Source organism: Vibrio ouci (assembly GCF_004551525.1).
Classification (GTDB): domain Bacteria; phylum Pseudomonadota; class Gammaproteobacteria; order Enterobacterales; family Vibrionaceae; genus Vibrio; species Vibrio ouci.
The window spans coordinates 335,162-349,312 of the sequence record NZ_SATR01000001.1 but is presented as its reverse complement, the minus strand read 5'-3'; the positions used below and the strand labels follow the sequence as shown (position 1 = coordinate 349,312).

Below are 14,151 nucleotides of genomic sequence, written 5' to 3'. Positions count from 1 at the left end.
TTCCGTAAGATGGTGGTTACAATACACTAATTCGCACATTAGAGGATAATCACATTGGAATTTTTATTGGACTACGGGCTGTTTTTAGCCAAGATTGTGACTGTCGTAGTCGCAGTGATTGCGATTTTAGTTATAGCCAAAGCGGTTGGTGGAAAAAGCGGTGCAGCGAAAGGTGAGTTGGAAATTACCAACTTAACTGAACAGCACAAGCATACTGTAGAGCAGTTAGAGCACCACCTGCATGATGAAGCCTTTATCAAAGCTCGTGATAAAGCAGAGAAAAAACAAGATAAAGAGAAAAACAAAACTCGCGAAAAAGAGATCAAGAAAGCGTCAAAAGAAGGCGATCTTGATAGCAAACGCGAACCACATCTGTTTGTTTTAGATTTCAAAGGCAGTATTGATGCCAAAGAAGTCGCATCGCTACGTGAAGAAGTGACTGCGATTCTAGCAGTGGCTCGTGAAGGTGATGAGGTGCTGCTACGCCTAGAGTCTGGCGGTGGTATGGTTCACGGCTATGGCCTAGCATCATCTCAGCTTGATCGTCTTAAAGCGGCTAAGCTGCCATTGACTATCTCGGTAGATAAAGTGGCGGCAAGTGGCGGTTACATGATGGCATGTATCGCAGACAAAATTGTTTCTGCTCCATTTGCCATCGTAGGCTCAATCGGTGTGATTGCTCAGCTACCAAACTTTAATAAAGTGCTTAAGAAGTATGATATTGAGTATGAACAGCTAACGGCGGGTGAATACAAACGTACTTTGACTATGTTCGGTGAAAATACTGATAAAGCGCGTGAGAAATTCAAGCAAGAGCTAGAAGAAACGCATGGCTTGTTCAAAGACTTTATCCGCGAACGTCGTCCTGCACTTGAGCTAGATAAAGTGGCAACAGGTGAACACTGGTTCGGTACACAAGCGCATGAGCTAGGCTTGGTTGATGAGATCAAAACCTCAGACGATCTGGTTGTGGAAGCGTGCAAAGAGAAAACCGTATTGGCCATTCACTATGTTGAGAAGAAAAAGCTCACTTCCAAGCTTGCAGGTCTTGCGGGCGAAGCGGCTGACAATGTACTGATGAAGCTTATCGACCGAGGTCAACGTCCAATCGTGTAAACGGATGACCTGTTAAATAGCGCCCGCCATTTGGTGGGCGTTTTTGTATTTAATGCGAAATAGGTGTTGTAGCCAGTGCGGCTATAGCATGTCTCGAATTCGGAAATAAGACATGGCTAGCACTAATGCAGGGGTGCGGAACAAGCGCCCACCCGGGAATGGGTGATGGGGAATCTTGTCAAAAATGGCGAAGCGCTCAGCAGTGGTCGCAATACATTCTGCCATTAAGGTTCCCGCCATACCGGTTGCAGCGATACCGTGGCCGGAGAAGCCTTGTGCGAAGTAGACATTGGGCTTGATACGGCCAAAATGTGGGGCGCGATTGAGAGTGATGGCAACATTGCCACCCCAAGCAAAATCGATCTTGGCGTCTTTAAGTTGTGGGTAGATATCGACCATGCGTGACTGCATCGCTTTTTCAAGATTGAGTGGAGCAACCCCTGAATAGCTAACACGGCCGCCAAATAACATTCGGTGATCGCCTGAGCAGCGGAAGTAATCAAGTACAAAGTTAATGTCACACGCTGAGATGTGGTCCTTCATCAGTTGATCTGTGACGTCTTCACCTAGTGGTTCAGTGGCACAGATATAAGTACCGACGGGCATAACACGATTTTCTAGTTTGGTTTCCAGCCCATCCATATAAGCATTACAGGCCAGCACCACATGATTTGCTTCGACGCTACCTTGAGCGGTAAATAGTGTCGCTGGGTCACCATGCTCAATCTTTTTACATTCACTCTGCTCATAGAATTCAACCCCCGCAGCTTGAGCGGCTTTAACCAAGCCTAGCGTGTAGTTCAGAGGGTGAAGGTGGCCGCTGTTGGCATCAAACATACCGGATGTATAACGGTCACTAGCGATATGTTCCCGTGTCTTATCTTGATCCCACATTTCGAGAGATTGGTAGTCATAGTTTTCTGTAAGATCGTCATGCCATGCTTGGAGTTCTCGGTCATGCCTTGGCTTCATGCCCAAGTGCACCATACCATCGCGCCAATCACAGTCGATATTGTATTTTTTAATGTTAGCTTTAGTCAGTGTTAGAGCATCAACTGACATATCCCACAACTTACGAGCGTCTGATTTACCGACGAGCTTTTCTAAAGTGTGTTGCTCCGATGCCCAACCAAAAATCGCCTGTCCGCCACTACGGCCCGATGCGCCCCAGCCGACTCGCTTACCCTCAAGAACAATGACTTTAAAACCACGATTGGCAAGTTCAAGTGCAGCGGTCGCGCCCGTAATACCTGAGCCAACGACACAAACGTCTGCCTTGTGTGCGCCTTTTAACGTCGGGAAATCGAAATTTTGATTTGCTGACGCTGCGTAGTAAGAGTGCGTGTGCATTGCTTTCATAGCCTTGTCCTTAAAACTAAAGTTGAACTTACTTGTACCATTGGTACTCAAGTGGGGATACTTGAGCTGAAAAGTGCTCTTGCTCATGCTGTTTATTGGCGAGATAGATTTTACAAAACTGCTCGCTAAATTGGTTTTTAAAGAAATGGCTTTGGTCGAACAATTCTAGTGCTGCTTGCCATGATGTGGGGATTGATGGACCTTCAACCAATGAGGCATCACCTTCAATTGGAGCGGGAGGGAGTTGTTTCTTCTCTATTCCGTCGAGGATCGACGCTAGGATCACTGCTGTTGTTAAGTAAGGGTTTACATCAGCACCGGCAACTCGATGTTCAATGCGGCGGTTGCTGTTTTCACTGGCAGGTACACGGACGGCAACCGTTCGGTTATCCCAGCCCCAAGTCGCTTGTAGCGGAACAAACATATTGGGTTGTAGACGACGATAGGAGTTCGCATTCGGCGCTAACACGGCCATACTCTCATCCATATGATTAAGGATGCCGGCTATTGCATGGAGCAGGGTGTTTTGGTCGCCAGCGAAGATGTTTTCACCGTTGCTATCAAGCAGACTGACATGCACATGGCAGCCATTGCCCGCATGCTCCGTATAAGGTTTAGCCATAAAGTTGGCATAGAACCCATGCTTCTTCGCCACTGCGCGTACCACTCTTTTTAGCAGCATCGCTTGGTCACAGGCGAGTAGAACGTCGCTACAGTGGCGCAAGTTAACCTCAAACTGCCCCGGTGCGTATTCGGCGGTAATATTGTCGGCGGGAATATTTTGTGTCTCGCATGTTGCGATCACTTCATCAAGAAACGCTTTAAACTCATCCAACTCGTCGAGCGAATAGACCTGAGTTTGGGTCATTCGTTCACCACTGAGTGGCATGATTGGTGGCTGGGGCTGACCATCTGCATCCGGTTTTAAATCTTGCAGGTAGAACTCGAGTTCAATGGCAACACACGGTGTTAAGTCACGCTGAGCAAATTTGTCTAATTGTCCTTGTAGAACATGGCGCGGATCGGCAAAGAACGGTTGTTGGCTGTCCGGCTCATACATAGTGACAATTGCCTGTGCGCTGCTTTCAAGCCAAGGAGTGAGCTGTAATGAATGGTCGACTAGCATACATAGTCTATCGCCATCTCCCTGTTCGAACCCTAAACCTGTTTCTTCGACGGTTTCGCCGCAAATATCTAATGCAAAAACAGACGCGGGTAAGCATATACCTTGCTCTGAGATTTTATCCAGTTGCGAAGCGTTGACCCTTTTACCACGGATAACTCCGTTAATATCAAACAGCATCAGGTCGACTGTGGTGACAAGAGGATTCGCACTGATGAACTGCTTTACCATGCCAACCGTTCCGTGAACGGAGCGTGCCTCTTGTGGGGTGGTGATAGTTTGTTTGACTAGCTCGTTCATTGTTTATTCGTTTCCTTCAATTGATTACCGTTTATGGGGGATGTGCAAGTGCGTCCTTACTTTCCTTCCTTCGTGTGTTGAGCCACACGTTAGCCATATTTTTGCCGATAACAATCCTACTCATAGTGATGAAAAAACATCCAACGCACGATATTAACCTTACATAACGTTTAGTAAAACACAACACTATTGTTAATTATTTGTAAAATACATGTATCAAATTATCAAAATAATTAACAATTGTGGTTGACAATTAACCAACTCAAGGTCAATCCTATTTCAAGTCGCTGACAAATTTGTCGCCAAACAATAGGTGAAGTATTCATGGAAAAGATAACTAAGTGGATTGAGAGTAATAGGATTACTGAGGTTGAATGCCTGATCCCAGACATTACCGGTAATGCGCGAGGCAAGATAATGCCTGCTAAAAAGTTTCTTCGAGAGGGAGGTATGCGCCTTCCCGAAGCGGTTTTTTTCCAAACAGTGACTGGTGACTGGCCCGATGATGAAAGCATGATTGACCTAACAGAGAAAGACATGCTTCTGGAACCGGACCCAAATACGATTCGTTTTGTTCCTTGGACTAAAGAGCCGACGGCACAGGTCATTCACGATTGTTACACAGTGGAGGGTGATCCGGTCGATATCTCACCACGAGCTGTGCTACGCCGCGTGTTAGATCTCTACAAAAAAGAAGGCTGGAACCCGATTGTGGCGCCAGAGCTAGAATTCTTTTTGGTGAAGAAAAACCTCGACTGGGATTACCCATTAGAGCCGCCAATTGGCCGCAATGGTCGCCCAGAAACTGCGCGTCAGTCATTCAGTATCGATGCGGTTAACGAGTTCGACCCTATCTTCGAAGATATGTACGACTATTGTGAAGCGCAAGAACTGGATGTAGATACTCTGGTTCACGAATCGGGCGCTGCTCAGATGGAGCTGAACTTCGATCACGGCGAACCACTCGACAGAGCCGATCAAGTGTTTCTATTTAAACGCACGGTTCGTGAAGCGGCGCTTAAACATGATGTTTACGCAACCTTTATGGCCAAGCCGATGGAAGACGAACCAGGCAGTGCGATGCACATTCACCAAAGCTTGGTTGATGACAATGGTAAAAACCTGTTCGCTGATGAAGATGGATCAAACAGCGAACTCTTCCTCAACTATATCGCCGGGATGCAGAAGTATACTCCAGCCGCGATTTCTTTCTTTGCTCCTAACGTCAACTCTTACCGCCGTCTGGTATTTGGTGAATCGGCACCAACCAATGTTGCTTGGGGGGAAGATAACCGCACCGTAGGTTTACGTGTACCGATTTCGGACAAAGGTTCGCGACGTATTGAAAACCGTTATGCCGGCGCAGATGCCAACCCATATTTGGCCATGGCACTGACTCTCGCGTGTGGTTACTTAGGCATGAAAGAGAAACTCACACCAACGGCTAAAAGCACTGGTGATATGACGACAGAACCGTACTCGTTACCACACACACTTGAAGATGCCTTGGTATTACTTGAGCAGAGTGATGAGCTGCGCGAGATATTAGGTGACCGTTTTGTCTCTGCTTATGTGGCTATCAAGCGCAAAGAGTATAAAACATTTTTCCAAGTGATCAGTTCTTGGGAGCGTGAGTTCCTATTACTGAACGTATAAATCACGACTTGAGTCATTTGGCACTATAGCCAATTGACCTGATGTAAGGCGAGCTAGTCAGGCAGTCAGTTTGCCAAGTTTATTTCGATATCTGATCAAGATGAGAGTTAACTATGTCTACATGGATTGAACAAGATAGTGCACATTGTCTGCACCCATTTACTAACTTTAAGTCACTAAATGCTAAGGGTTCTCGCATTATTACTAAAGCTGAGGGCGTTTATATTTACGATGAGGATGGTAATAAAATTCTTGATGGTATGGCGGGGCTATGGTGTGTCAACCTTGGCTACAGCAGCCAACCACTGATTGATGCAGCAACAGAGCAGCTCAAGCAACTGCCTTATTACAATCTGTTCTTCCAAACCACTCATCCACCGGCAGTCGAACTATCGACTCTACTGGCTGAAATTACACCTGAAGGGATGAACCGCGTTTTCTTCACCGGTTCTGGCTCTGAGTGTAATGACACAGTGTTGCGTATGGTGCGTCATTACTGGGCGAGTAAAGGGAAAGCGAGTAAGCAAACGGTCATCAGTCGTCACAACGCTTACCACGGCAGTACCATGGCGGGTGCAAGTCTAGGTGGCATGAAGTTTATGCATGCACAAGGCGGTCTACCGCTACCAAATATTGTTCATATTGATCAGCCATACCACTTTGGTGAGGGCCAAGGACAAGACCTCAATGAATTTGGTTTAGAGCGAGCTCGTCAGCTTGAAGCAAAAATTCTCGAGCTAGGGGAAGATAACGTTGCTGCATTTATCGCAGAACCGATTCAAGGTGCTGGTGGCGTGATCATTCCACCAGACAGTTACTGGCCAGAAATCCAAAGAATTTGTGATAAGTACGAAATCTTATTGATTGTCGATGAAGTGATCTGTGGTTTTGGCCGTACTGGAGAATGGTTCGCTAGCCAAGCTTTCAACATTAAACCTGATCTGATGTGTATGGCGAAAGGCATTACGTCCGGATACCTACCGTTAGGTGGGGTGATGGTTCGAGATCATGTAGCCAAAGTGTTGACCGATGCCGATACCGAGTTTGCGCATGGCTTCACTTATTCAGGCCATCCGGCGGCGTGTGCGGTAGCTATTGCCAACATCAAAGAGATGCAGCGACTTAATGTCGTCAATCAAGTACGTGAAGAGATTGCTCCATACTTTGCGCAGCGTTGGGGCGAGCTGGCGGATCATCCATTAGTCGGTCAAGCACGTTGCAAAGGCTTAGTTGGTGCGATTGAACTGGTTGCTGACAAACAGACCAATCAGCGCTTTGACAAAGATCTCGACGTAGGGACTCGCTGTCGAGAGCACTGTTTTGACGCTGGCGTTGTCTTGCGAGCGGTGGGCGACTCAATGATCTGTTCGCCACCACTGATTATCAGCAAGGATGAAATCGATCAATTAGTCACTAAAGCGAAACAAGCATTAGATAACACATTGGCGGACGTCAAGTCTTAGTCGGTCACGTACACGAGCAACAAGCAAGAGGAACGGAGATCCAAATGGTTAAACTAAAAGCATATATCGGCATAGCGTTAGGCGCAGCGATCGCTGTTGTACCTTCAGTGGTGCACGCAGGCGAAGAGAAAGTTCTTAACGTTTATAACTGGTCAGATTATATCGCAGAAGACACGATAGCGAAGTTTGAACAAGAGACAGGCATTAAGGTCGTATACGATGTTTTTGATTCTAACGAAGTGTTAGAAGCAAAAATTCTCTCGGGCAATACTGGGTTTGATATTGTTGTACCGAGTAACGACTTTTTAGGACGTCAGGCCAAAGCGGGGGCTTTCCAGAAGCTAGACAAAGCTAAGCTAAGTAACTACAAAAACTTAGACCCTAAGTTGATGTCGATTCTGGCTGATACCGTTGATCCGAATAACGATTACTCGATCCCATATCTATGGGGCACGACGGGTATTGGTTATAACGTCGAAAAAGTAGCAGCAGTTCTTGGTAAGGACGCGCCAGTCGACAGTTGGGAGCTGGTCTTCAAGCCAGAGAATATGGAAAAGCTCGCTCAGTGTGGTGTGGGTTTCTTGAACGCTCCGTCTGAGATTATGGCGGCTTCACTTAACTATTTGGGTAAAGATCCAAATAGTACTAAAACCAGTGATTACAAACAGGATGCCCTTGCGTTACTTAAGCAAGTTCGTCCTTACGTGACTTACTTTCATTCTTCACAATATATCAATGACTTAGCTAATGGTGACATCTGTGTTGCTATCGGTTGGTCTGGTGATGTTCTTCAGGCGGCCGATCGTGCAGCTGAAGCGGATAATGGGGTAGAAATTGCCTACTCAATTCCGAAAGAAGGCGCACTTGCGTGGTTTGATTTGATGGCGATTCCGAAAGAAGCGAAACACCCAGAAAACGCTCACCTGTTTATCAACTTCCTAATGCGTCCAGAAGTCATTGCTGAAGTTAGTAACTATGTTTGGTACGCAAACCCTAACTTACCATCGCGTGAGTTCATCGATCAGGAAATCCTAGACGATCCAGGCATCTACCCTACGCCTGAGGCACAAGAGAAATTATATAGCTCGAAAATGTTGCCGCATAAAGTTTCACGCACAATAACCCGTACGTGGACTGACTTTATTAAAAACTAAGTTGTAAGGCGAGCTCTCAATGGGCTCGCCGTTGTAGGGAGAATGATATGAGTGTGATGTCTATTGAAACCGATTTAGCTCATAGCCAAATTGAACCTGAGCCGCCGAAACCTCTGCTTGAGATTCGCGGTTTGACCAAGGATTTTGGCGGCCATGTCGCGGTAGATAATGTTGATCTGACCATTAATCAAGGGGAACTGTTTGCTTTATTGGGGGCTTCTGGGTGCGGTAAATCGACGTTGCTGAGAATGTTAGCGGGTTTTGAACAGCCAACGGAAGGGCAAATTCTACTCGACGGAGAAGACCTAGCCAATATTCCACCTTATCGCCGCCCAGTAAATATGATGTTTCAATCCTACGCACTGTTTCCTCACATGACGGTGGCAAAGAATATTGCTTATGGATTAAAGCAAGATGGCATGCCGGCGAAAGAAATTGATGCGACCGTAAAGCAGATGTTGGAGTTAGTCAGAATGTCTGACTACGCCAAGCGTAAACCTCATCAACTGTCTGGTGGACAAAAACAACGGGTTGCGCTGGCTCGTAGTCTAGCCAAAAAACCTAAATTGCTGCTTCTTGATGAGCCGATGGGGGCATTGGACAAGAACTTAAGAGAGAAAATGCAACTTGAGGTGGTCGACATTCTTGAAAGTGTTGGCGTGACATGTGTGATGGTAACGCACGACCAAGAAGAAGCGATGACGATGGCAAGTCGCATTGCGATCATGAATAAAGGCCAGTTTGTTCAGATCGGCTCGCCTGAAGCGATTTACGAACACCCGAACTCAAGATACACCGCAAGATTTATCGGCTCAGTTAATGTGTTTGAAGGTGTCCTAGCGACCAATAACAAAGATAGTGCCACCATTGCTACGCCCGACCTTGCTACACCAATTCAAATTGCACATGGCGTTTCCGGTGCGCCGGGGATTCCGGTTTATATCGCGATACGACCAGAGAAAATGATGCTCTGCGAACACGCATCCAATGCTGAGAACTTCTGTTCAGGTGTGGTTGAAGACATCGCTTATATGGGCAATCAATCCATCTATCATGTGCGATTAGACAGCGGTAAATTAGTGACAGCAACACTACAAAACACCAGCCGACACCGCAAGGACATGCCGACATGGGAACAAAGAGTCAATCTTTGTTGGGAAATGGAAAGTAGTGTGGTGCTTAAGATATGAAAACTCATGCCAAACTCAACTTCTGGCGTGTTGTTCCCACGCCAAAGTGTTTATTACTATCGGTCCCCTATGGGTGGTTGTTACTGTTTTTCTTACTCCCGTTCTTAATTGTTTTCAAAATCAGTTTTGCAGAAGCACAGATTGCCATTCCACCCTATAGTGAACTGTGGAGTTATGCCGAGCAGCAAATACAGTTGCTGCTCAATATCGGTAACTACCAATATCTGGTTGAAGATGATCTCTATATCTCTTCTTATCTACAATCCATTCGTATCGCTTTGGTCTCGACGCTGCTATGTTTGCTGATTGGCTTTCCGATTGCTTGGGCGATTGTTCACTCAAATCCTGCGACGCGAAATGTTCTTTTAATGCTCATCATATTGCCGTCATGGACTAGCTTCTTGATTCGTGTCTATGCCTGGATTGGCATTTTGAAAAACAATGGTTTGCTTAACAATATGTTGATGTCGTTGGGTGCGATTGATGAGCCTTTGAAGATCCTCCATACCGATGTTGCGGTCTATATTGGCATTGTATATACCTACCTTCCTTTTATGGTTCTGCCTATCTATACCGCCTTGATGCGAGTGGACTACTCATTAATTGAAGCATCGAGCGATCTTGGGGCTAAGCCTGTGACCACGCTATTTAGCATCCTAGTGCCTCTGACCAGAGCGGGGATCATTGCGGGTTCGATGCTGGTGTTCATTCCAGCGGTGGGAGAGTTCGTTATTCCAGAACTGCTTGGCGGACCGGATTCAATATTGATAGGTAAAGTCCTATGGCAAGAGTTCTTCAATAATCGAGACTGGCCTGTGGCTTCCGCTGTCGCCATTGTGATGCTGTTACTGTTAATGATTCCGATACTGTGGTTCCACCGCTATCAGAAACGTGAGTTGGAGGCGAGCTAATGGACGCAATACCTGTATACAAAACCAAATGGAAGTGGGCAATACTCGCGGCGGGTCTAACGTTTCTATACCTACCCATTATGATTCTTATTATCTATTCGTTTAATGAGAACAGATTGGTAACGGTATGGTCTGGCTTCTCTATTAAGTGGTACTTTGAGCTGTTAGAAGACGATCTGCTGATGGGCGGGGTTAAACTGAGCTTGTTAATCGGCTTCCTGTCGGCCAGTGCTGCGGTTGTTCTCGGCACCATCGCGGCATTTGTCTTGAATCGATTTGGCAAATTCCGTGGTGAAACCGGCTTTGCCTTTATGATCACCGCACCACTGGTGATGCCGGAAGTGATTACGGGCTTGTCACTACTCCTATTGTTTATAGCTCTCGGACAAGTGTTCGATATTTTTTCGCAGCGGGGTATGTTGACCATCTGGATAGCCCATGTGACCTTCTGTACAGCTTATGTAACAGTTGTCGTCAGCTCTCGCCTTCAAGAGGTCGATCGCTCGATTGAGGAAGCGGCGATGGATTTGGGCGCGCCACCGTGGAAAGTCTTCTTCCAAATTACCTTACCGACGATTGCTCCAGCGATTCTAGCTGGCTGGCTACTGGCGTTTACACTCTCTCTTGATGATCTAGTGATAGCGAGCTTTGTCTCTGGGCCAAGTGCGACGACATTGCCGATGGTGGTGTTCTCCAGCGTCCGGTTAGGGGTTAGCCCCAAAATCAATGCACTAGCAACGTTGATTATCTTGGCGGTAGCCTGTGCGACCTTTATCGCTTGGTGGGTGATGGCCAAAGCGGAAAAGCGTCGGCAACTGGAAATGAAACTCGCTGACGAATAACACTATTGAAGGTGGTGGTATAGCTTGCTATGTCATCACCTTTATTTATAATTGTTGGCTTAATTTTGCGTAATGATAATCAATTTGTGTTGTTAGTGTTGCAATAACTTTTCAGAGGATAGGCCATGGATGTTGGGAAACAACTGAAAACAATCAGAACGATGCGCGGGCTGTCTCAGAGAGAATTGGCTAAGCGCAGTGGTGTCACTAACTCAATGATTTCTCAAATCGAGCAGAACCTCGTAAATCCATCGGTGGGTTCACTGAAGAAAATCCTCGATGCCATTCCAATCTCTATGGGTGAGTTTTTTACGCTTGAAGTCGAGGCGAAAGACGACATCTTTTTTACGGTCGATCAAATGGCGGATCTCGGCGATGGCAAGATAAAGATGCTACTTGTTGGCGCTAAGCGTGAAGGTAGGCAGCTAGCCATTTTACGTGAATTCTATCCGCCGGGTTCAGATACCGGTCCGGATTTTCTGCAGCACGAAGGTGAAGAAGGTGGGGTGGTGATCCGTGGTGAAATTGAAATCACCGTCGGGAGTAAGACTCAGGTGCTTAAAGCGGGTGATTCATATTACTTTGAAACCAGAAAGCCGCACCGCTTCAGAAATAAAGGTAAAGTCGAGTGTGAGTTGATTAGTGCTGCGACACCGCCGACGTTTTAAACTCTTGCGCCCTGTTAGTGATGGCAGCCTGGCGTGAAGCAACTATTTAATTATCTACCTAACTACCTATTTATGTCCCGTGATACCTTATGAACAAGGTACCACGGGATGTGTCGTTTTACGGGTGAGCGAGCTTAATCTAACTCAATCCATGTTGATTTCATTTCGGTGTATTTATCTAGTGCGTGCAATGACTTATCGCGTCCATTACCACTTTGTTTATAGCCGCCAAATGGCATCGTCATGTCTCCACCATCCCAGTTATTGACGAACACTGTGCCAGCACGTAACGCGCGTGAGCAGCGTACAGCGGTTGAAATATCCGCTGTCCAAATCCCGGCAGCTAAACCGTAGTCACTGTCATTCGCCAGTTCAATTGCCTCTTCGATGGTGTCAAATGTCGAGACACAGAGTACTGGACCAAAAATTTCTTCTTGGAAAATACGCATCTCACGAGTGACTTCAGTAAAAATTGCAGGCTGTATAAAGTAGCCACCTGTCTCTTGACGTACTGGTTGACCGCCGCAGATGAGCTTAGCGCCTTCCTGTCGACCTATCTCAACGTAATCAAGAACGCGCTTAAACTGAGCTTCATCAACAATCGCACCAACGCGCGTATCTGACGCGAGAGGATCACCTGGCTGCCAGTTCTTAACCTTGTCTAGCAGCTTTTCGATAAACTGATCTTTGATCGAAGAGTGAACCAGTAACCGAGAGCCCGCAGTACACACTTCGCCTTGGTTATAACAGATGGCTGAAACCGCGGTCGCTGCGGCTTTATCAATATCCTTAACATCATGGTTAACGATATGAGGGCTTTTGCCGCCACATTCCATAAAGGCGCGTTTAAGGTTAGACTCGCCGGCAAAAGAGAGCAGTTTTTTACCGACCGCAGTTGAGCCTGTAAAGGTAATACAGTCAACGTCGTTATGCAGTGCTAACGCTTGCCCTGCTTCGTGACCAAAGCCGGGTAGAACCTGTAACACGCCATCTGGGATACCCGCTTTCTTGGCTAATTCGGCCAGTAAAATCGCCGTGAGTGGAGATTTCTCTGATGGCTTAATGATCACCGAGTTACCTGTCGCAAGCGCAGGGCCGATTTTCCATGCAGCCATGACAGTTGGGAAGTTCCAAGGGACAATCGCGGCCACTACGCCAAGAGCTTCTCTGGTAACCAGTGCTAAAGCTCCCTCTGTCACTGGCGCAACTTCGTCATAGATCTTATCAATCGCTTCTGCATTCCACGCAATACAGCGCGCTGTCGCGGGCGCATCATAGCCCATCGCATCTCCGATTGGCTTACCCATGTCGAGTGATTCTAATACCGCAAACTGCTCTTTGTGTTCATCGATCACTTTGGCGTAGTTAAGAAGAATGGACTTTCGCTCCGAGGGGGGTAAACCTGCCCAAATACGACTTTCAAAGGTTTGGCGTGCGACTGATACGGCAAGATCAACATCTTGTTGAGCGCATCGCGCAACAGACGCGAGAACACGGCCAGTTGCAGGGTTAATGATCTCAAATGTTTCCCTATTGTTTGCGTCTTGCAATTGCCCATTAATAAACGCTTGCGTTGAAAACTTAATCGTCTCTGCTTTGTTCTGCCAGTACATAGTATCCATAGTTGTGCCTTAATCCTTAAAAGCTTGCTGGTGAATTTGCGCTTATGATGACGCACTCTTCTTCAGCCGTGTTTCTAAAACGGTGAGGGCGGGTACTATCAAAGTAATAACCATCCCCAACATGGAGTGTAACGGTATGGAGATCGACGGTAAGTTCAAGTTGGCCTTGAACGACAACACCGCACTCTTGGCCTTCATGCGTGAGCATTTCTTCGCCCGTATCGGCATCAGGCTTGAGGGTTTCTCGCAGCATACCGATATGCCGGTCGCCATGAAAATGACCAACCTGACGATAACTGATCTCTCCTTGTCCAATCTCTGGCTGCTCCTCTTTTCGTGTGTAGAACTGCTCTGGTTGTGGGTCGTCGATGGCAAAAAACTCGGCCATCGAAGTTGGTATTTTGCTAAGTAATTTGCTTAAAGAGGCCACTGAGGGGCTGACAGCGTTATTTTCTATCTGAGAAATAAAGCCATTTGTTACCCCTGCACGTTTAGCGAGCTCTCGCTGAGAGAGTCCTGCTTTCTCGCGAAGTGCTTTAAAACGAGTGCCAATTGCCGTATCCATGATGTGAATCCTCAAAATACATCGGTGATTAGTAAATTAAACACGGATAGGTGTTTATTTCATCACTTTTGACCCGTAATGTTTAAAATTTAAACATTGCATGGCGAAAATTTCCGAGCTATAGTCGTTTTTGTTAAATATTTTATAACACAATTTTAACAAAATGGTTAGGTGTTTATTAA

General features: G+C 46.5%; 12 protein-coding genes. 8 read left to right on the top strand and 4 right to left on the bottom strand.

Features of this window, described 5'->3' with window-relative positions:
- Positions 1-54: 54 nt before the first annotated feature.
- On the top strand, positions 55-1,116 hold the full coding sequence (gene sohB, locus ELS82_RS01475) for a protease SohB (protein WP_134833882.1): 1,062 nt from the start codon (positions 55-57) through the stop codon (positions 1,114-1,116).
- An 81-nt stretch (positions 1,117-1,197) separates the two neighbouring features.
- On the opposite strand, the gene ELS82_RS01470 is transcribed toward sohB, so the two are convergent.
- A complete protein-coding gene (locus ELS82_RS01470) occupies positions 1,198-2,475 on the bottom strand; it encodes an NAD(P)/FAD-dependent oxidoreductase (protein WP_134833881.1) in 1,278 nt (425 codons plus the stop codon).
- A gap of 28 nt (positions 2,476-2,503) precedes the next feature.
- Positions 2,504-3,898 carry a glutamine synthetase family protein gene (locus tag ELS82_RS01465; RefSeq protein ID WP_134833880.1) on the bottom strand — a complete coding sequence of 465 codons (1,395 nt, stop codon included), beginning with the start codon at positions 3,896-3,898 and terminating at the stop codon, positions 2,504-2,506.
- Positions 3,899-4,222: 324 nt separating this feature from the next.
- Here ELS82_RS01465 and ELS82_RS01460 point away from each other — a divergent pair, with 324 nt between their 5' ends.
- From ELS82_RS01460 to ELS82_RS01430, 7 genes are all read left to right on the top strand, one after another.
- A complete protein-coding gene (locus ELS82_RS01460; protein ID WP_004416670.1) occupies positions 4,223-5,554 on the top strand; it encodes a glutamine synthetase family protein in 1,332 nt (443 codons plus the stop codon).
- A 113-nt stretch (positions 5,555-5,667) separates the two neighbouring features.
- Positions 5,668-7,017, top strand: a complete 1,350-nt coding sequence (locus ELS82_RS01455; RefSeq protein WP_134833879.1) for an aspartate aminotransferase family protein — start codon at positions 5,668-5,670, stop codon at positions 7,015-7,017.
- Positions 7,018-7,061: 44 nt separating this feature from the next.
- On the top strand, positions 7,062-8,171 hold the full coding sequence (locus tag ELS82_RS01450) for an extracellular solute-binding protein (RefSeq protein ID WP_004414618.1): 1,110 nt from the start codon (positions 7,062-7,064) through the stop codon (positions 8,169-8,171).
- A gap of 47 nt (positions 8,172-8,218) precedes the next feature.
- Complete coding sequence (gene potG, locus ELS82_RS01445; protein WP_004414616.1) at positions 8,219-9,361, top strand: putrescine ABC transporter ATP-binding subunit PotG; 1,143 nt, start codon at positions 8,219-8,221, stop codon at positions 9,359-9,361.
- Positions 9,358-10,272 carry a putrescine ABC transporter permease PotH gene (potH, locus tag ELS82_RS01440; protein WP_134833878.1) on the top strand — a complete coding sequence of 305 codons (915 nt, stop codon included), beginning with the start codon at positions 9,358-9,360 and terminating at the stop codon, positions 10,270-10,272. The genes potG and potH overlap by 4 nt, the downstream gene beginning before the upstream one ends.
- Positions 10,272-11,114, top strand: coding sequence for an ABC transporter permease subunit (locus tag ELS82_RS01435; RefSeq protein WP_004414613.1), 843 nt, complete (start codon positions 10,272-10,274; stop codon positions 11,112-11,114). Before potH ends, ELS82_RS01435 begins: the two co-directional genes overlap by 1 nt.
- A 125-nt stretch (positions 11,115-11,239) precedes the next feature.
- Positions 11,240-11,782, top strand: a complete 543-nt coding sequence (locus ELS82_RS01430; RefSeq protein ID WP_004414610.1) for a cupin domain-containing protein — start codon at positions 11,240-11,242, stop codon at positions 11,780-11,782.
- Positions 11,783-11,916: 134 nt separating this feature from the next.
- On the opposite strand, the gene ELS82_RS01425 is transcribed toward ELS82_RS01430, so the two are convergent.
- On the bottom strand, positions 11,917-13,404 hold the full coding sequence (locus ELS82_RS01425; protein WP_134833877.1) for an aldehyde dehydrogenase: 1,488 nt from the start codon (positions 13,402-13,404) through the stop codon (positions 11,917-11,919).
- A gap of 16 nt (positions 13,405-13,420) precedes the next feature.
- Positions 13,421-13,969 (bottom strand): cupin domain-containing protein, encoded by a 549-nt coding sequence (locus tag ELS82_RS01420; protein WP_004414604.1) that lies wholly within the window; start codon positions 13,967-13,969, stop codon positions 13,421-13,423.
- Between the last annotated feature and the right edge of the window lie 182 nt (positions 13,970-14,151).